General features: G+C 72.4%; 16 protein-coding genes and 2 pseudogenes. 13 read left to right on the forward strand and 5 right to left on the reverse strand.

The genetic code is table 11. From position 1 onward, the window contains the following. The first annotated feature begins 2 nt into the window (after positions 1-2). From OG338_RS17500 to OG338_RS17525, 6 genes are all read left to right on the forward strand, one after another. On the forward strand, positions 3-494 hold the full coding sequence (locus OG338_RS17500; RefSeq protein ID WP_405938223.1) for a TadE family protein: 492 nt from the start codon (positions 3-5) through the stop codon (positions 492-494). A gap of 5 nt (positions 495-499) precedes the next feature. Continuing rightward, a complete protein-coding gene (locus tag OG338_RS17505; protein ID WP_405938224.1) occupies positions 500-979 on the forward strand; it encodes a TadE/TadG family type IV pilus assembly protein in 480 nt (159 codons plus the stop codon). Further along, positions 976-1,446 carry a TadE/TadG family type IV pilus assembly protein gene (locus tag OG338_RS17510; RefSeq protein WP_405938225.1) on the forward strand — a complete coding sequence of 157 codons (471 nt, stop codon included), beginning with the start codon at positions 976-978 and terminating at the stop codon, positions 1,444-1,446. The genes OG338_RS17505 and OG338_RS17510 overlap by 4 nt, the downstream gene beginning before the upstream one ends. 65 nt (positions 1,447-1,511) lie before the next feature. Further along, the gene (locus tag OG338_RS17515; protein WP_405938226.1) at positions 1,512-4,409 is read left to right on the forward strand and encodes a BTAD domain-containing putative transcriptional regulator; all 2,898 of its coding nucleotides are present in this window, start codon (positions 1,512-1,514) and stop codon (positions 4,407-4,409) included. 113 nt (positions 4,410-4,522) lie between these two features. After that, the gene (gene mqnC, locus OG338_RS17520; protein ID WP_018101360.1) at positions 4,523-5,722 is read left to right on the forward strand and encodes a cyclic dehypoxanthinyl futalosine synthase; all 1,200 of its coding nucleotides are present in this window, start codon (positions 4,523-4,525) and stop codon (positions 5,720-5,722) included. A gap of 7 nt (positions 5,723-5,729) precedes the next feature. Continuing rightward, positions 5,730-6,368: an imidazolonepropionase-like domain-containing protein gene (locus OG338_RS17525; RefSeq protein WP_405938227.1), complete on the forward strand. Its 639-nt coding sequence runs from the start codon at positions 5,730-5,732 to the stop codon at positions 6,366-6,368. Between the two features lie 95 nt (positions 6,369-6,463). On the opposite strand, the gene OG338_RS17530 is transcribed toward OG338_RS17525, so the two are convergent. From OG338_RS17530 to OG338_RS17545, 4 genes and pseudogenes are all read right to left on the reverse strand, one after another. Continuing rightward, the gene (locus tag OG338_RS17530) at positions 6,464-7,138 is read right to left on the reverse strand and encodes a DUF3152 domain-containing protein (RefSeq protein WP_405938228.1); all 675 of its coding nucleotides are present in this window, start codon (positions 7,136-7,138) and stop codon (positions 6,464-6,466) included. A gap of 113 nt (positions 7,139-7,251) precedes the next feature. Beyond that, positions 7,252-8,013, reverse strand: coding sequence for a DUF3152 domain-containing protein (locus OG338_RS17535; protein WP_405938229.1), 762 nt, complete (start codon positions 8,011-8,013; stop codon positions 7,252-7,254). 182 nt (positions 8,014-8,195) lie between these two features. Next, the gene (locus tag OG338_RS17540) at positions 8,196-9,056 is read right to left on the reverse strand and encodes a hypothetical protein (RefSeq protein WP_405938230.1); all 861 of its coding nucleotides are present in this window, start codon (positions 9,054-9,056) and stop codon (positions 8,196-8,198) included. 8 nt (positions 9,057-9,064) lie between these two features. Further along, positions 9,065-9,235 (reverse strand): annotated as a pseudogene (locus tag OG338_RS17545) (RNA polymerase sigma factor); the annotation flags it as partial. A 265-nt stretch (positions 9,236-9,500) separates the two neighbouring features. Here OG338_RS17545 and OG338_RS17550 point away from each other — a divergent pair. The 3 genes and pseudogenes from OG338_RS17550 to OG338_RS17560 all read left to right on the forward strand — a co-directional run bounded on the left by OG338_RS17550 (position 9,501) and on the right by OG338_RS17560 (position 12,710). After that, on the forward strand, positions 9,501-10,193 hold the full coding sequence (locus OG338_RS17550) for a demethylmenaquinone methyltransferase (protein ID WP_405938231.1): 693 nt from the start codon (positions 9,501-9,503) through the stop codon (positions 10,191-10,193). Between the two features lie 168 nt (positions 10,194-10,361). Continuing rightward, positions 10,362-10,430, forward strand: a pseudogene (locus OG338_RS17555) (zinc-ribbon domain-containing protein); the annotation flags it as partial. A 15-nt stretch (positions 10,431-10,445) separates the two neighbouring features. Then, positions 10,446-12,710 carry a hypothetical protein gene (locus tag OG338_RS17560; RefSeq protein ID WP_405940565.1) on the forward strand — a complete coding sequence of 755 codons (2,265 nt, stop codon included), beginning with the start codon at positions 10,446-10,448 and terminating at the stop codon, positions 12,708-12,710. Between the two features lie 3 nt (positions 12,711-12,713). Here the strand turns inward: OG338_RS17560 and OG338_RS17565 are convergent, their stop codons facing one another. After that, positions 12,714-13,232, reverse strand: a complete 519-nt coding sequence (locus OG338_RS17565) for a GNAT family N-acetyltransferase (protein ID WP_405938232.1) — start codon at positions 13,230-13,232, stop codon at positions 12,714-12,716. Positions 13,233-13,329: 97 nt separating this feature from the next. Here OG338_RS17565 and OG338_RS17570 point away from each other — a divergent pair, with 97 nt between their 5' ends. The 4 genes from OG338_RS17570 (at position 13,330) to OG338_RS17585 (ending at position 17,894) form a co-directional block, all read left to right on the forward strand. Further along, positions 13,330-14,613 (forward strand): geranylgeranyl reductase family protein, encoded by a 1,284-nt coding sequence (locus OG338_RS17570; RefSeq protein ID WP_405938233.1) that lies wholly within the window; start codon positions 13,330-13,332, stop codon positions 14,611-14,613. A gap of 245 nt (positions 14,614-14,858) precedes the next feature. Then, the gene (locus tag OG338_RS17575) at positions 14,859-15,356 is read left to right on the forward strand and encodes a cupin domain-containing protein (RefSeq protein WP_405938234.1); all 498 of its coding nucleotides are present in this window, start codon (positions 14,859-14,861) and stop codon (positions 15,354-15,356) included. 41 nt (positions 15,357-15,397) lie between these two features. Then, complete coding sequence (locus tag OG338_RS17580; protein ID WP_405938235.1) at positions 15,398-16,615, forward strand: MFS transporter; 1,218 nt, start codon at positions 15,398-15,400, stop codon at positions 16,613-16,615. 19 nt (positions 16,616-16,634) lie between these two features. Then, entirely contained in the window at positions 16,635-17,894 is a 1,260-nt protein-coding gene (locus OG338_RS17585) for a glycosyltransferase (RefSeq protein ID WP_405938236.1), read from the forward strand. Positions 17,895-17,899: the final 5 nt, after the last annotated feature.

Below are 17,899 nucleotides of genomic sequence, written 5' to 3' on the forward strand. Positions count from 1 at the left end.
GGATGCCCACGGTCGAGCCACTCCGTTCCGATGCCGCGAGCCGCGCCACGCGGCGGCTGCGTGCCGCCGTGCGCCGACGCGTGGACGCGGCGTCCGGGCGCGGTGACTCCGGCGCGACCGCGATCGAGTTCGTCTTCCTGACCCCGCTCCTGTTCTTCATGATCTTCGCAACCGTGCAGTTCGCGCTGTACTCCTTCGCGGATCATGTGGCGCAGGCCGCCGCCCAGGCGGGCGCCCGCGAGGCACGGGCCCAGGCGGACGAGGATCCGGGCGGGTGGCAGGCCAAGGGACGGGCGGTGGCCGGAAGATACATACAGCAGCTGGGGCCGCAGCTGGTCCTGTCGCCCGATGTCCGGGCCTACCAGCCCGACGCGGCCACCGTGGGTGTGGAGATCACCGCGAGGGTGCCGAGCGTCTTTCCGGGGCTCGACCTGACGATTCACGCACAGTCCCAGGGGCCGGTGGAGCGATTCGTACCGGATGGGGAGCAGTGAGGGGGATGAACCGCGTGACCAGTGCGCTGGACCGGGTGCGCGCGCGGACGCGTGGCCGGGCCGCCGGCGACCGGGCTACGGCCGCGGACGTCGCCGGTGACGGCGGCCTGTCCACGATCGAGATGGTCGTCCTCGCACCCGTCATGATCCTCTTCATCCTGGTCCTCGTCGGTTTCGGACAGCTCGTCGAAGGCAGGGGAGCGGTCGACGGTGCCGCACGGGACGCGGCCCGCGCCGGTTCGATCCAGAAGGACCGCGGTCTCGCGATGACCGAGGCGCGGAAGGCGGCCGAGGCCGATCTGGCCGACATCTGCGCGGGACCGGTGACGGTGGCCAAGACCAGCGAGGGCTTCGAGCCCGGGGGATTCTTCACCGTCGAGGTCAGCTGCGAGGTCCGTGGTCTGGGGATGCTCGGTCTCAACATCCCGACCACCCTCACCGGCCGGTCCGCCTCACCGCTCGATCCCTTCAGGAGGGCCGCATGAAGGCGCGGCGGGAGACACCGCTCGCATGGCGGGCGGCATGGCGCGGGCGTCTGGACGACAGGGGCTCGGGCGCCGGCGCCGTCATCATCTTCGCGTTGGTCTTCATGGTGCTGGCCGCCTTCGTCATCGACGGCGGGCTGGCGATCTCCCAGCGCGAACGGGCCGCGGACATCGCCGAACAGGCCGCCCGGTACGCGGCTCAGGACATCGACAGGGCCGCCCTGTACGACGAATCCGGTGGCGCGGCCCCCATCAACTTCGGCAACTGCGACGCCCGGGTACGCGCTTTCGCCCGGGAGCAGGGGATGTCCGAGCCGGACGTCGCCGCTTCGGGCTGTGTGACGGCGGACGCCCAACGGGTCGAGGCCGAGATCCGGCTCACCTACCAGCCCGTGCTGAGCGGAATGCTGTTCGGCGGGCAGCTGACCGTGCACGGCAGATCGGTCGCCGAGTCCGTCGCCGGGTAGTTACGTGGCCGGAGAGCGACCGCTCGCCGCCCTGTCCGACCGTCCTTTTCCAGAGGAACCCTGTTATGGCACGTTCCACCTCCCGTACGAGCAGTGGCCCGGGACCGTCCCGGAGCTTCACCGACTTCGTCAAGGCGTTCCTCGCGCTCCTGGCGCTGGCCGCCCTCGTCGTCGGCGTGCCCGGGGCACTGGCGTACTTCGTGGGCTGGCCGCTGGCGGACGAGATGCCTTCGCTGGAGATGCTTCAGCAGCAGATCACCGTCGACACGTTCATCAGCGTGCTGACGGTGGTGGTCTGGCTGGCCTGGGCGCAGTTCACCGCCTGCGTCCTGGTCGAGGTGAAGGCGGCTGTCTCCGGGGTCGGCATGCCGGCCCGGATTCCGGCTTCCGGGATGAGCCAGGCGCTCGCGCGGCGACTGGTGGCGGCGCTGCTGCTGGTGATGGCGGGAGCGGCGAGCTTTGCCCCCGGCCTCTCCCAGCTGGGCTCCGGCCCGGAGGAGCCGAGCCGCCCGGCGGTGGCCTCGTCCGCCCAGCAGACTCCCGGCCGGCAGATACGGGATGCGGTGCGGGAGCAGGCGGCCGCACAGGCCGAGAGCGCGAAACGAACGGCGGAGACCGGCAAGGAACAGGGGACCAAGTTCTACCGGATCCAGCCTCCGGAGGGCAGGCACCACGACTCGCTCTGGGAGGTCGCCGAACGGCATCTGGGGGACGGGCGCCGGTACAACGAGATCTACCAGCTCAACAAGGACCGGGTACAGCCGGACGGATCGAGGCTTTCGCAGGCGAGCCTCATCCGCCCGGGCTGGATCATGGAGATGCCGGCGGACGCCCACGGCGGTGATGTCGTCGAGATGCCGGACGACGCGCCTCAGGTGTCCAGGGAAGTCCGGGAGCAGATCCAGGAATACGACGACACGCGGGGCAAGGCGCGAGACGGTGCCGAGCAGGGCGGCGACGCCGACACCGCGCAGATCGCGCTGCCCGCGCAGCGGCCGGCCGCCCCGGACAACGGCCCGGCAGGCGAGGAGGCCGCGACCCCGGCCCACTCCTCGGCTTCCTCCTTCGGCCTCTCCGAGGCTCTCATCGCCTCTCCGCTGCTCGCCGTCGGACTGCTCGCGGCCCTGGGCCACCGGCGGCGTACCGCGCTGTGGCAGTCGGCGATGGGCGCCGTCGTGGGCCGGGGCGGCAGGGAACCGTCGGTGCCCACCGGCGCCGCCGCCGACGCCCAGGACGCACTGCTGGTCGGGGCCGACCCCGAGGCCGTGCGTTTCCTGAACCGGGCCCTGCGTGGCCTGTCCGCTTCGCTCGCCGCGGAGTCCCGCCCGTTGCCGGTCGTGCACGCGGCCTGGCTGTCCGAAGGCGAACTGCACCTTCAGCTCGGCCGCCCCGAAGCCCGCCCGCCCGCCCCGTGGCAGGAGGGCAAGGACCCCGGCGTCTGGTACGTGGAGCGGTCCGCCACCGGCACGTACGAGAACGGCGACACCGTCTCCCCCTACCCCGGTCTGGTCAGCCTGGGCACGCGTGAAGGGTCCCGGCTGCTGCTGAACCTGGAGTCCGTACCCGGGCTCGTCTCGCTGACCGGAGCCCCGCAGGACCGTGCCGCCGTACTGGCCTCGATCGCCGCGGAACTGGCCACCAGCGGCTGGTCGGACCGGATGACCGTCACGCTGGTGGGCTTCGGGGAGGAACTCCGCGCCCTGGCCCCCACCCGGCTGCGTCATCTGGAAGGGCTGGACGGCCTGTTGGAGGTCATGGAAGCCGAGACCCGGCAGCGCCGGGGCGCTCTGGGTGCGGCCGGCCACGACTCCGTCCTCACCGGTCGCACCGGTCACGTACAGAACCACCGCTGGGCGCCCCATCTCGTCCTGCTCACCGCCGAGCCGACCGAGGCGCAGGCCGCACGGCTCACCGAACTCGCCTCCGACGCGGGGCGGCTGGGCATCGGCTATCTCGTCAGTACGGGCTCGGCCCAGGTGCCCGGAGCCGTGTGGCAGCTCGACGTCACCCCCGACGGCCGGCTGCTCGCCCCGCTGCTGGGTCTCGACCTCAAGGCGCAGATGCTGCCACGCGTCCAGCACGACGCGGTGATCCAGCTCTTCGCGCAGGCCGAGCCCGGTCACGATCCGGGCCCCGGCCCGTCGTCCGCCCCCTTCCTCGTCGACATCACCGAGCGCGGCCGGCCCGCGGTCTACGCCCGGCTCGTCGGTGCGTACGAGCTGATCGGACTCGATCCCCCGGACAGCGAGCGCAGCGTGCTCCTGCACGAGGCACTGGCGCTGCTCCTGCTGCACCGTGAGGGTGTGCACCCGCAGGTGCTGGCCGCCTCGCTGTGGCCACGCGGGGTGACGGCGGATGTCAGGGACGCGCTCGTCGAGCGGATGCGGGAGTGGCTCGGAGACGACCCGGACGGCACGCCCCGGCTGCGGCTGGACGACGCGGGCCGTCTCACGCTGGCCGTCTCCGTGGTCTCCGACCTGGACGTACTGCGTTCCCTGCACCACGAAGCGACCCGGGGCCGGGGAGCCGGGAACGCGGCCGTGCGCGAGCGGCTGCTCACCGATGCCCTCGGCCTCGTCCGCGGCCCGCTGCTGGCGGGCCGGCCCGAGGGCCGGTACGGCTGGCTCGCCCACGAGATCATCGACGCCCAGCTTCCCCTGCTCGTCGCGGACGTGGCCCTCGCCCTGTCGGAGCACCACCTCGGACAGGGGCAGCCCGAACCGGCCGTTGCCGCGCTCACCGTCGCACTCTCCCCGTCGCAGGGCGACGAGCGGCTGTGGAACGAGCTGCTGCGTGCGACCCATGCCACGGGCGACATGGCGCGCCTGGCGGAGCTGGCCGCGTTCCTTGTCACGCGCGCGGACCGGCCGGGTGCCGGCGGCCGGGGGCTTCCGGCACGTACGGAAGCGCTGCTCGACGAGTTGCTGCCGACCTGGCGCAGCCTCGACGAGGCGGTCGGCTGACCCCTGGGGGCGCCACCCCGCGGCGAGGGTGCGGCGAGAGACGCGCGGGAGTGCTGGCGTACGCTGAACCGGACCGTAGATCCGTTGAAAAACCGCCGAAAGGTGACAGCCCGGTGACCGAGAAGGCCGACCTTCAGCCCATCCTCGACCGAGCCGCCGAAGGCGGCCGGATCACCCCGGAGGAGGCGCTCGACCTCTACCGGTCGGCGCCGCTGCACGCCCTGGGCGCGGCGGCCGACGCCGTGCGCCGACGCCGTTACGCCGGTACGGAGCACATCGCGACGTACATCATCGAGCGCAACATCAACTACACCAACGTGTGCGTCACGGCCTGCAAGTTCTGCGCGTTCTACGCCGCGCCGAAGGACACCGCCAAGGGCTGGTCCCGGGACCTGGACGACATCCTGCGCCGCTGCGCGGAGACCGTCGAGCTGGGCGGCACGCAGATCATGTTCCAGGGCGGGCACCACCCGGACTACGGCGTGGAGTACTACGAGGAGCACTTCTCGGCCATCAAGAAGGCGTTCCCGCAGCTGGTGATCCACTCGCTCGGCGCCTCCGAGATCGAGCACATGGCCCGGATCTCGAAGGTCTCCGCCGAGGAGGCGATCAGCCGTATCCACGCGGCCGGTCTCGACTCCTTCGCGGGCGCCGGCGCCGAGCTGCTGCCGGCCCGGCCGCGCACCGCCATCGCGCCGCTGAAGGAGTCCGGCGAGCGCTGGCTGGAGATCATGGAGATCGCGCACGGCCTGGGCGTCGAGTCCACCTCGACCATGCTGATGGGCACCGGCGAGACGAACGCCGAGCGCATCGAGCACCTGCGCATGATCCGTGACGTGCAGGACCGCACCGGTGGCTTCCGGGCGTTCATCCCGTACACGTACCAGCCGGAGAACAACAAGCTGAAGGGCCAGACGCAGGCCACGCTCTTCGAGTACCTGCGGATGATCGCCATCGCCCGGCTCTTCCTGGACAACGTCGCCCACATCCAGGGCTCCTGGCTCACCACCGGCAAGGAGGTCGGCCAGCTGTCGCTGCACTACGGCGCGGACGACCTCGGCTCGATCATGCTGGAGGAGAACGTCGTCTCCTCGGCCGGCGCCAAGCACCGCTCCAACCGGCTGGAGATCATCGACCTGATCCGCAAGGCGGACCGGGTCCCGGCCCAGCGCGCCACCACGTACGAGCACCTGGTCGTGCACGACGACCCGGCGAACGACCCGGTCGACGAGCGCGTCGTCTCGCACATCTCGTCCGTCGCGATCGAGGGCGGTACGGCACACCCGGAGCTCAAGCTCCTCAGCGCCAACTGACCGCGCCTTGCTGACGATTCACGCCGCCGCCCTGCTCCTGCCGGGCGGCGGCCGCGCACCCGTGCCCGGCGGCGCGGTGGCCGTGCGGGACGCGGTGGTCGCCGCCTTCGGCCCGTACGAGGAACTGGCCGCAGCCCACCCGGGCGCCCGGGTCCGGCGCTGGCCGGGCGTCCTCACCCCGGGGCTGGTGCAGCGGGACGCGGTCCGGCTCCTGGAGGAGTGGTACTTCCCCGACCCCCGCGAGGCGGACGCGCTGGGCACCGAGCCCCTGACCGGCGCCGCGCTCGACGCGCTCGGCCCCGCGGAGACCTGGCGCGCGGGCAGCGTGCGGCGCGGGCTGCAGCAGATGCTGCGGTACGGGACGACGCACCTTGCGGGCCCGTTCACCGATCCGGCGGTCGGCACCGTCGTCACCCGCTCCGGACTGACCGTGGTCCCGCCCTCCGGAGACCGCGGCGAGCCCGCCCTCGACCCCTTCGTGCGGGGCCGGGACGTGCCCGGCGCGGAGCACGGCCCCCTCACCGGAGGCGGCCGCGCCGACCTCGCGGTCTTCGACGTACCGGATGCGACGGCGCTCCGCACGGCGGGCGCGCGGACGTGCGTGGCGACGGTGCTGGGCGGGCGGCTGGTGTACCGCCGGCGGTGAGGGGAAACACCTCCCCCTTACTCAGAGCGGCGGATGACGGAGCGGCGGCGCCGGGCGGCCCGCCCCGGCGCTCCGGGGCGGGGCTGCCGAATCCCTCACGGCACCGACGGCCCGCCCAAGTACGCCCCCTCGGAGTCGTACGGCCAGGCATTCGCGACGCAGCCCTTCAGGCCGTCGATCTGCTGCATCATCGCGGGGGCGGGGCGGCCCTTGCCGGGGCAGGTCTCGTGGCCGTGGCCGAGCCAGTGGCCGACCTCGTGGTTGATGATCAGGGCGCGGTACTCGCCCAGCGGGCCGTCGAATTCGGGTGAACCGGTCTGCCAGCGTTTCAGGTTGACCATCACGACCGTACCGACGCGGCAGTTGACCTCGCCGTGGGTGTCGAGGCCGCTCGCGCCGCAGATGCGGTCGGTGGTCTCCGGGGTCGCGATCCGGATGACCAGCCCTGCCGGGCCCTTCGCGACCTGGCGGAAGCGGTGCTCGCCGTGGTGCGACCAGCCCCGGGGCGAGGCCAGGATGCGGGCGACCACGGAGGCCGCCTTGTCCGCGTCGAGCCCGGAGCCGTCCTCCACCTCCACCCGGTAGGCGTTCCCCGTACCGCTGTCGGTCGCGGCGGCGCGGGCCATGGTGAAGGCGGCGGGTGCGGGCCCGCGCGCGTCGTTCCAGCGGAGGCCGGCGACGGTGGCGGCCGCGAGTACGACGGGGACGACAGCCCATGCGAGCAGCCTGTTCCGGCCGCTCTCCCCCCGGCGCCCTTTCCATCCGGGCATCCGTCATCCTCCCCAGCGATCGACGTTCCGTCCCCCGCTGTAGGACCGGTGATCGGGGCGATTGGTTCAGTCCACTTCCCTGTGGGGTCGTGGGGAGGGCACCGGAGGAATCGTTACGGCACCGAGGGTCCGCCCAGGTATGTCCCGTTATCGTCGTACGGCCAGGCGTTGGCGACGCAGCCCTTGAGCCCGTAGATCTGCTGCATCATCGCGGGGGCGGGGCGGCCCTTGCCGGGGCAGGTCTCGTGGCCGTGGCCGAGCCAGTGGCCGACCTCGTGGTTGATGATCAGCGCGCGGTAGTCGTTCAGCGGGCCGTCGAATTCGGGCGAGCCGGTCTGCCAGCGCTTGAGGTTGACCATCACCACCTCGCCCACCCGGCAGTTCACCTCGCCGTGCGTGTTGAGGTTGTGCTGGCCGCAGATCCGGTCGGTGGTCGCCGCGGTGGCGATCTTTACGACCAGCCCCGCCGGCCCCTCGGCGACCTGGCGGAAGGTGTGCTCCCCGTTGTGCGCCCAGCCGCGCGGCGCGGCCAGGATGGCGGCCACCCGGGCGGCCGCCTCGTCGGGGTCGACGTGGGAACCGTCCTCCACTTCGACCCGGTACGCGTTCCCGCCGCCGGACGACACGCCGGCGCGGGCGACGGTGAACGTGCCGGGGCCCGACGGGGGGATCACGGGCGGCGCCGACTTGGTCTTCCGCGGGGTCGGCGAGGACTTGGCGGAGGCGGAGGCCGTCACGCCGGAGGGGGAGGGGGAGGGGGGCCCGGACGGGGTGCGGGGTGCGCCGGTGGCCGGGGTGGGGCTCGCCTGCCCGCGGTCGGCGGCCGCCGCCGGGCTCGCGCTCTCCCAGGGGGGCGTGACGAGGAGGTACGTCACGGTGACCGCGGCGGCGACCGCCAGGGAGGCGAGGAGCGCCCGGCGCCCCTGTCTGCGTCTTCGGCGCGCCCGGGACTGCCGACGGGTCTGCCCGCGCCCGGGACCCCGGTCCGAATGGGGGCCGTGCGAGGGCCGGCTTCCGCGATCGCGGTGCGATATGCCTTGTTTGTGCTGCCCCGCGTTCATTCGGAGGACCCACCGTCTTTCAGTACGGGATGTTCGTCTGCGTACATCATCAGTTTCCGGAGCCGCTGATCGTTCACCGCCCTGACCAGCTGGGCGGGTGTGACGGGGGCGGAGGCGGCGGACGAGCTGCCGGGCGACACGGTCAGCGACACGTCACTGCCGCCGAACCGGAACCCGACCGACACCTCCGTGGCGCCGTACGCGTGCGAGGGCAGCTTCCGTACGTGGGCGGGCGAGCCGTCCTTCAGCGCGACCACCTCGCACGTCGCGTGCTTGCGCGGCTCGTTCACACAGGATTCGGGGACGGCCTCGGGCCGCGACCGCACACTGAAGACGACCGTGACGGCGCGTCCCGCCGATTCCCCCCGGAAGTAGCGGACGTCGTTGTCCTGCGGACGGATCGTACCGACCGAGGCGGGGAGTACGTCGTCCAGTGTCACGGCGGCCGTCTGCTGGAAGGTGTCCTGCCGTGCGCGTTCGGCCTTCGGCAGCCGGGCGTTCGGGAAGCTCCGGCCAGGCCCGGGCTCCACATGCACGGGAGCGCGCTCCGGGGCGGACGGGGTGGGGGACGCGGACACGGGCGGCCGCGCGGGGGGCGCGTCCGCCTCCCGCCCGGACCACGGACGCAGTACGGACAGGCCCAGGGCCACCGCCGTCACCACCCCGAAGACGCTTCCGGCCACCGCCCCCCGGGCCCGGGCCCTGGCCCGCCGGCGCCGGCCCAGGCTCAGCGCGGCCGGCACCAGATCGGGGAGCGGCGGCAGCGCGTCCGCCGCCTGGCTCATCGCGTCCCTGAGCACGCTCTCCTCGCGCATGTCTTCCTCGCGCTGCCGGCCGGCCGGCAGATCCGCATCCATGATCGCGATCAGCTCCCGGTGGCGTAGAGACGGGCGTCGCCGAGCCGGGTCCGCAGCCTGGCCAGGGAGCGTGAGCACTGGCTCTTGACGGTGGACTCGCTGCACCGCAGGAGGGAGGCCGCCGCGCTGATGCTCAGGTCGTCCCAGTAACGCAGCACGACGATGGCGCGCGCCCTCGGGGTCGCCGCACAGCAGATAGGCCGTCCGGTAGAGGCGCCGTTGGCCCGCGCGCGCGTACGCCTCGAAGCTCGCGTCACTGGGGTCGGTGACCATGTGGCCGGGCCCGGCTCCTGGGTCCGCCGGCATCGCACTCCTCCCCCTCGCACGTCGTGTGTCACCACTTCAGAGCGGCCTCCCGCGGAAAAGGTTGAGAACGAATTCCGGGAATCCTCGGGGCGGGCCCGGTCCCGCCGCCGTCCGGACCGGGCTGCTTGAATGGGGTGCGTGACCCGAGCATCCCTGGACAAGCAGCCGCACGAAGTCGCCTCGATGTTCGACGGCGTGGCGGCGAACTACGACCTGACCAACGACGTGCTCTCGCTCGGCCAGGACCGGCTGTGGCGCAAGGAGGTCGCCAGGGCGGTCGACGCCCGGCCCGCGCAGAAGGTCCTGGACCTGGCGGCCGGCACGGCGACGTCCTCGCTGCCGTTCGCCGCGACCGGCGCGTACGTCGTGCCGTGCGACTTCTCCATCGGCATGCTCCGCGAGGGCAAGAAGCGCCACGCCTGGCTGCCCTTCACCGCCGGCGACGCCACGAAACTCCCCTTCCGCGACGAGACCTTCGACGCGGTGACCATCTCCTTCGGCCTGCGCAACGTCCAGGACACGGACACGGCCCTGCGCGAGCTGTACCGGGTCACCAAGCCGGGCGGCCGGGTCGTCATCTGCGAGTTCTCCCAGCCCGTCTGGACCCCGTTCCGCACGGTCTACATCGAGTACCTGATGCGCGCCCTGCCCCCGGTCGCCCGCGCGGTCTCCTCCAACCCCGACGCGTACGTCTACCTCGCCGAATCCATCCGCGCCTGGCCCGACCAGCCCGGCCTGGCGAAGAAGCTCCAGCAGGCCGGCTGGTCCCAGGTCGCCTGGCGCAACCTCACGGGCGGAGTGGTGGCCCTGCACCGGGGCGTGCGCGACTGATTCCCGCGGTCCCTGGGGCCGCACATGTGCGGGTGCGAAAGCGGTCGCTGGGATTCCGAGTTGACGGGAACCGGTGGACGGGGAAGATGTGTCCGTTGACACGGCACGCGTCGTCCCCGTTTCCGTGTGTCACCGTCTCGCCCGTCCCCGGCCCGCTGCGGAGCACCCATGCCCTCGTACTGCCCCTTCTGTGGAACCCAGGCGCCCGATGAGGCGCGCTTCTGCATGAAGTGCGGGCGGGAACGGCCCGCCGTGCCGGCCACGCCTCCGCAGCCCGCCGCTCCGCCTCCGCCGGCCGGGACACCCGCCGTCGAACCGCCCGCCGTGCCCGCCTATATGACGCGGCCCGCCGCGCCGCCGCCCGGATACGCGCCGGTGCCGGCCGGGCCCTCGCCGGCCGCGCTCTTCTTCGGGCGGGTGGTGCGCGGCGACTGGGCGGGCTCGCTGAAGGCGGCCGTCTGGCCGTCCGGGCTGATCGTCGGGCTCGCCGTGGCGCTCGCCATCCCCGACTACGGGCAGGGGGACGACGTCGTCGTCGGGTGGAGCGACCGGCTCCGGATCGCGCTCGCGATGCTGCTCCAGGCGTTCGGCGGCGGCTTCGAGGTGCGGGCCGTCGTGACGGGCGGCGGCGGATACGGGGGCGCCTCGCCGTACGGGGACACGTACGGCGACTTCGATCCGGGCGGGCAGCGGCAGATGACGCTTTCGCTGATCCCGCTCACCGTCACCGTGCTGTGGATCGCCGCCCTCGTCCTCGGCGCCCGGGGCGTCCGCCGGCAGGGCGGCGGGCTCGACGCGGCGGTCCGGATCAGCGCCCTGGCCACCGCCGCGGTCCTGGTCCTCGGGCTGTACGCCCAGCCGGAGATCGAGGGCTTGTCGCTCCACTCCTCGCCCGTCCTCGCGGCCCTCGGCGCCCTCGCCCTCGCGCTCGTCACCACCTGCGCCGTCCTGCAACGCGACGTCGCGGCCGCCTGGCTGGCCCAGCGGCCGGGCGCGCGGAGCTTCGTACGCGCCACCGGGACCGCCGTCCGCGCGCTCGGCGCGGTCCTGCTGCTCTGCGGCCTGATCGGCTACCTCACGTACGCCACCCAGGACGACGTCCACGGCACGGCCCTGCTGACCGCCCTGCCGCTGCTGCCCAACATCGCGCTGATGGTGCTCTCGGTGTGCTGGGGCGGCTCCGTCGAGTACGACATGCGGGGCCAGGCGGACCTGCTCGGTTCCGGTACGGAGCACGGCGCGTTCGGGCTCGGGGAGCTGAGCGACGCCGCCAACGACTGGGCCCTCGTCGGCGCGCTCGCCGCCGGCCTCGTCTGCGCGCTCATCGTCGGGCTGCTCGCCGGCCGCCGCTCCGCCGACCGGCGCGAACAGGTCACCGCCGGCGGCCTGTTCCTGCTCGGCTTCCTCGCGCTGACCGCGATGAGCGGCCTGTCCGCCGAGTTCTCCGGCAACGTCGCGGACATCGGCGGCTCGGGCACCCTGGACATCTCGCCCAGCGTCGCCGACGCGCTGCTGTTCGGGCTGCTGTGGGTGGGCGGCGCGGTGCTCGTCGCGCCGTACCTCGCGCGGATGACGGGGGGCGGCGGCCCGGGCGGCGGCTCCGGCGGCGGCTCCCCGGCGTACCCGGCCCCGCCGAGCCCGTACGGCCCGCCGCACCAGGGCCCGCCGCACCAGGGCCCGCACATCCCGGGTCCGTACACCCCGGCCCCCGGCCAGACCCCGGCCCCCGGCCCGTACACCCCCGCGCCCGGCCACACCCCGGCCCCCGGCCAGGGCCCGCACACCCCGCCCGCCCAGGCCACGGTCGTCGAGCCCGCCGCACCCCCCGCCCCCCGCCGCCGGCGGCCCGTCCTCGTCTGGGGGGCCACGCTCGTCGCCGCGCTCGTGCTCGGCGGCGGGGCCACCGCGGGCACCCTCGCGCTGCTGGACCGCCACGACGACGCCCCGGGCACCTCGGCGAACGCCCGGGGCAAGGGGAGCGACCGGGCGACGGCCGCCCAGGACCGGACCGGCGAGTCCCCCTCGGCCGAGGCGTCCGCCACCACCGACCCGGCCGAGCCCGTCGTCCCGGACGGCTACAGCGTCATCGCCGACACCGCCGGCTTCGCGTTCGCGCTGCCGGACAACTGGGAGCGCCAGGGCGAGAAGGACCACCAGGTCACCTACGCCGCGGCCCCGGGCGACACCGCCCTGCTCAAGGTCGGCGTCATCGCGGACGCCCCCTACACCTCGTACGAGAACTTCAAGGCGCTGGAGAAGACCACCACCGCCAACCAGCGGAACTACCAGCAGATCCAGCTGTCGGCCAACACCTTCCAGGGCCGCCCGGGTGCCCGCTGGGAGTACACCTACGAGGACAAGAGCGGACAGACAGTCCACGCGGTCGACCAGAGCTACATCGCCGAGGACGGCACCGAGTACGCCATCTACGTCACCGAGCGGGACGTGGACTGGGTCGCCGCCCGGGAGGTCTTCGACACCGCCCTGTCCACGTGGATGCTCAACGACGTCGAGTGATCGTCACAGCTCCAGCCGGAAGACCCGGACCTCCTGGCCCGGCAGCGACGTCGTGAAGGTCTCGGCCGGCTCCATGCCCAGGCGCCGGGCCACCGCGGCCGACCGGTCGTTGAGTATGTCGACCGCGGCCACCACCCGCTCCACCCCCGCCGCGCGCAGCCGCTCCAGCGTGAGGCGCGCGGCGGCCGTCGCGTAACCGCGCCCCCAGGCCGGGCGGGCCAGCCGCCAGCCGATCTCGGTCTCGCCCACCGGACCGTAGGCGGTCGGCCCCCACGGCTGCGCGCCCGTGAAACCGACGACCCGGCCCTCGCCGTCGAGCACGGTCCACAGGCAGTACCCGAGTTCGGCGTCGTGTCTGCGCTGCCGGGCGGTCCACTCCTCGTACATCGACAGCTCCTCGGCCCGGCCGCCGAGGAACCGCATCACCTCGGGGTCGTCGAAGGCCCGGTGCCAGGCGACGGCGTCCTCGTCGGTCGGGACACGCAGCTGTACGACGGGCGGAGCGGCAGGCGCGATTGACATGAGGCAGCCCTTCGGAGGGTTGATCGGCAGGCCCCCATAGACTGCCTTGGACCTGTGCCGCGCGGCACGCGAATTCGAGTCTTCGGGAGAACCGACCGTGACCGAACCCCTGTCCGAACACAGCGCGGACGTCATCGTCGTCGGAGCGGGCCCCGCCGGCTCCACGACCGCGTACTACCTGGCCAAGGCCGGACTCGACGTCCTCCTCCTGGAGAAGACCGCGTTCCCGCGCGAGAAGGTCTGCGGCGACGGCCTCACCCCGCGCGCCACCAAGCAGCTCGTGGCCATGGGCATCGACATCTCCGAAGAGGCGGGCTGGCTGCGCAACAAGGGCCTGCGCATCATCGGCGGCGGCGTCCGGCTCCAGCTGGACTGGCCGGATCTGGCCTCCTACCCGGACTACGGACTCGTCCGCAAGCGCGACGACTTCGACGAGCAGCTGGCCCGGAACGCGCAGAAGGCCGGCGCCCGGCTGTACGAGCGGTGCAATGTCGGCGCCCCGATCACCGACGAGCGCACCGGCCGGATCACCGGGGTGCACGCGAAGCTCGGCGAGGAGAAGACCCCGGTCACCTTCCACGCCCCGCTCGTCGTCGCGGCCGACGGCAACTCCACCCGGCTCTCCCTCGCGATGGGCCTGCACCGCCGCGACGACCGCCCGATGGGCGTCGCCGTGCGTACGTACTTCACCTCGCCCCGGCACGACGACGACTACCTGGAGTCCTGGCTGGAGCTGTGGGACCGGCGCGGCCCCCAGGAGAAGCTGCTGCCCGGCTACGGCTGGATCTTCGGCATGGGCGACGGCACCTCCAACGTCGGCCTCGGCATCCTCAACTCCTCGTCCGCCTTCAAGGAGCTGGACTGGCGCGAGGTCCTGAAGGCGTGGTGCGCGTCCATGCCGGAGGACTGGGGCTACACCCCGGACAACATGACGATGCCCATCCGGGGCGCCGCCCTGCCGATGGCCTTCAACCGCCAGCCGCACTACACCAAGGGCCTGCTGCTCGTCGGTGACGCGGGCGGCATGGTCAACCCGTTCAACGGCGAGGGCATCGCGTACGCCATGGAGTCCGGCCAGATCGCGGCCGACGTCATCGTCCAGGCACACGCCCGGGCGACCCCCGCCCAGCGGGAGCTGGCGCTGAACAACTACCCGAAGGTGCTCAAGGAGACCTACGGCGGCTACTACACGATGGGCCGCGCCTTCGTGAAGCTGATCGGCAACCCGAAGGTCATGAAGGTCGCGACCCAGCGCGGCCTCACGCACCCGCTGCTGATGAAGTTCACCCTGAAGATGCTCGCCAACCTCACCGACCCGGCCGGCGGGGACGCGATGGACCGCATCATCAACGGCCTGGCGAAGGTGGCGCCGCGCTCGTAGCGCCCGTACGCGATCCGATCCCGCCGCCCCTGCCGGGGCGGCGGGATTTTTTTCTGCGGGGAGCGGCCGCCCGGTCGTAGGCACCTTGTGACTCGGGACAACTTCCCTATGTCCAGGGCGAATTGAAATCCCTTGCGGCCCATGAGCACCATTGCTAACCTCCTGGTCTAGACCAACAGCCTCGCCTGTCGCACCGCGTCGGCCAGGTGCCGGTCTGTCCCCACCTGCCTCGGAAATGGAGCATCGTGGAACGTGCACTGCCAGCTCGGCCCTCCTCGGGAATCGCCGAACCCGACGGCAACGAACCGCACGACACCAGGAACCTGCGCTCGGTCACTTCGGGCCTCAGAGTTCTGGATTTCACCGATACGAAGGTCGTCATCAAGCCCTGGGGCCGCGAGCGGTGGCTCCATGAGGACGACGCGCCGTACGGCTTCAAAGTGATCCGCATAACCGCCGGCAGCCGGACCAGCCTTCAGTACCACCGGGAGAAGCGGGAGAGCTACTTCATCCTGGAAGGGGAGGCAGTCCTGCACTACCGGGCCGACCACGACAGCCCCACCCTGAAACTCCCCATGCCGTCCGGCACTCTGGCCCACGTCGACCCGGGCAGTGTGCACCGGGTGGAAGCCCTGACCGACATCGTCCTGGTGGAGGTGTGCACGCCCGACGACGGTTCGGACAATGTGCGTCTCGACGACGACTACCGGCGCGGTGACGGAAGAGTCGAGACGGAGCACTAGGCCGGCCGCCGAAGGGGTTGCGCCAGATGGTGTTCAGGGTGTTGTCGAGGTCGTTACCCGAGGTCGGCAAACACCGCAGGATCGTGGTGGCGGCAGCGGTGGACACCCTCGGGGTCGGCCTGTTCCTGCCCCTGTCCCTCTACTACTTCACTGTCACCACCGGTCTTCCGGTGGCAGGCGTCGGCGCCGCGACCAGCGCGGCGACCCTCACCGCACTGGCACTGGCGCCGGTGGCCGGGGCCGCCACCGACCGGTTCGGTCCCCGCAACATCGCGGTGCTGAGCAATGTGGTGACCGCGGCCGGCTTTCTGGCCTATCCCCTCGTCGGCGGCTACGCCAGCCTCTTCCTTGCGGTGTTCGCCGTGATGGCGGGGGACCGGATGTACTACGCGGCCTGGCCCACACTGATCGCCGCGATCGCCGGTCCCGGCCGGCTGGATGCCTGGTACGCGCTGATGCAGGCCGCCGGGTCGGGCAGTCTCGGCCTGGGCGCCCTGGCAAGCGGAGTGTTCCTGGCGGGTTCGGGTTCGGCTCCGGGCTCGCTCGACGCCCTGGTGGTCGTCAACGCGGCCACCTCGCTGGCCTCGGCCGTGCTCACACTGTCCCTGCCGAGGCGGCACCTGCAACGGGGGCGGACCGCGGCGGCGGACGCGGTCCCGCGAGGCGGCTTCCGCCATGTACTGCGGGACCGCGGCTTTCTGAGACTGCTGGCCGGCCAGGCTCTGATCGCCACGGCCTGGACGCTGCCGAGCAGCTTCCTGTCGCTCTACCTCGTCAGGTCGCTGGATCTGCCGGTCTGGTGGGTCATGGCCGCCACCTGCGTCAACTACCTGCTGCTGTTCGTGTTCCAACTGCCCGTCACCCACCTCGTACGCAAGCAGCGCCGCACCCGGACCATGGCGATCGGCGCCGCCTGTTTCATCGTCACCAGTGTGCTGCTGGCGTTGGCCGCCGAGGTCGGCCGTACGGCGGTGCTGACCATGCTGATCGCGGCCGTCGTCGTCTACAGCGTCGGCGAGATGCTGTGCGTGCCCGCCGGCAACGCGGCCGTCGCCGCACACGCGCCGGAAGCGATGCGCGGCAGTTACATGTCCGTGTTCCAGATGACCGGTGCGGTCGCCTTCGGTATCGCGCCGGTTCTGGTCGGCGCGCTCTACGAGGTCGGCCCCCGGCTCGTGCTCCTCGCGGTCGGCGTGCTGGTCGCGGCCGGCGGCTGCACCGTCCTGTCCAGCCAGCGCGGGCTGGTCACCGATCGTTGAGAAGGAGGCGAAGACCGCGATGGTCCTTCGTGATGCCGACGGCGGCTCCGGGTCACACCTACTGGCCCGCCGGCTGGCCGGCTGCGTCGTGCTGAGCGCCGATCCCGTAGCGCAGAGCACCGCGTGGGGGATGTGGCAGTGGTGCCGCGGCGACTACGCGGCAGCGGTCGCCCAGTACCGCGAACTGGGCGGGGCGCACCTCGCGCCCCTGATCGACGCCCTGGCCGCCGCACCGCGGGACCTCACCTCGTTCCGTGCGCTCACCGAGGCGACCGCCACGATGCTGGACGAGGACCGGGCGACCGCCGCGGCTCTGACGGACACGGTTCGCGCACTGCGGCAGACCGCCAGGATCAGTGCGCACGTCGGCGCGGACGTCACCGAGCGGCCGCCTGTCATCCCGCTCTCCACGGAACGGATTCTCGCGGGAATCGACAGCTCCCGCCGCCGCCCGGCAGCCGGTCCGGTCCTGGCGACCATCGTCGTCCCGTTCCGGTCCGCGGGCGCCGACGACGGACGGGCTCGCAATCTCGCCGCCTGCCTGGCCTCGCTCAACGACCAGGATCTGCCCAGAGACCAGTACCGTGTGGTCATCGTCGAGTCCGACACACGGCCGCGCTGGAAGTCTGTCTTCGGCCCGTACGCGGACAGCTACGTCTTCGCGTATGCGCCGGGTCGTTTCAACAAGGCGTGGACGGTCAACTGCGGTGTGGTGCACGGCGGTGGACCCGACGAACTGGTCTGCGTCCTGGACGGTGACCTGTTGCTCGAACCCGGCTTCCTCTCCCGCTCCATCGCCCGTTTCGAGGATGACACCCTCCAGGGCCACTGGCCTTACCAGCACGTTCTGTTCGCCGACGGCCCCAGCAGCGACCTGGCTGTGGAGCGGCGCTGCGGGCCGGACCGGACCGGTGCGGACGTCGAGGAGCTACGGGGGACCTACCTGCACCGGACGCCGGGCGGCTGCGTCTGGGTCCGCCGAGCCCTGTTCGACCGGATGGCCGGGATGGACGAGCGCCTTGAGGGCTGGGGCGGCGAGGACAACGACTTCGCCTGGCGCGCGGAACTGTACGGCGGGCTGGAGCGGTTCGATACCGGCCTGCTCCATCTCCACCACGAGCGCACCGCGCCCGACACCGCCGACCGGCCCCCCGCGCTGGATGTCTTCCCGTGGTGCACCTGGCCCGCCGACTCCGGCTCCCCCATCGGGGACCTCGGCAAATACAGCGGCGAACAGCCGGGTTCGCCGCTCGGCACTCAGCTCGGCAAGCACCTCTGACACCT

This window comes from Streptomyces sp. NBC_00726 (assembly GCF_045161735.1).
GTDB lineage: Bacteria > Actinomycetota > Actinomycetes > Streptomycetales > Streptomycetaceae > Streptomyces.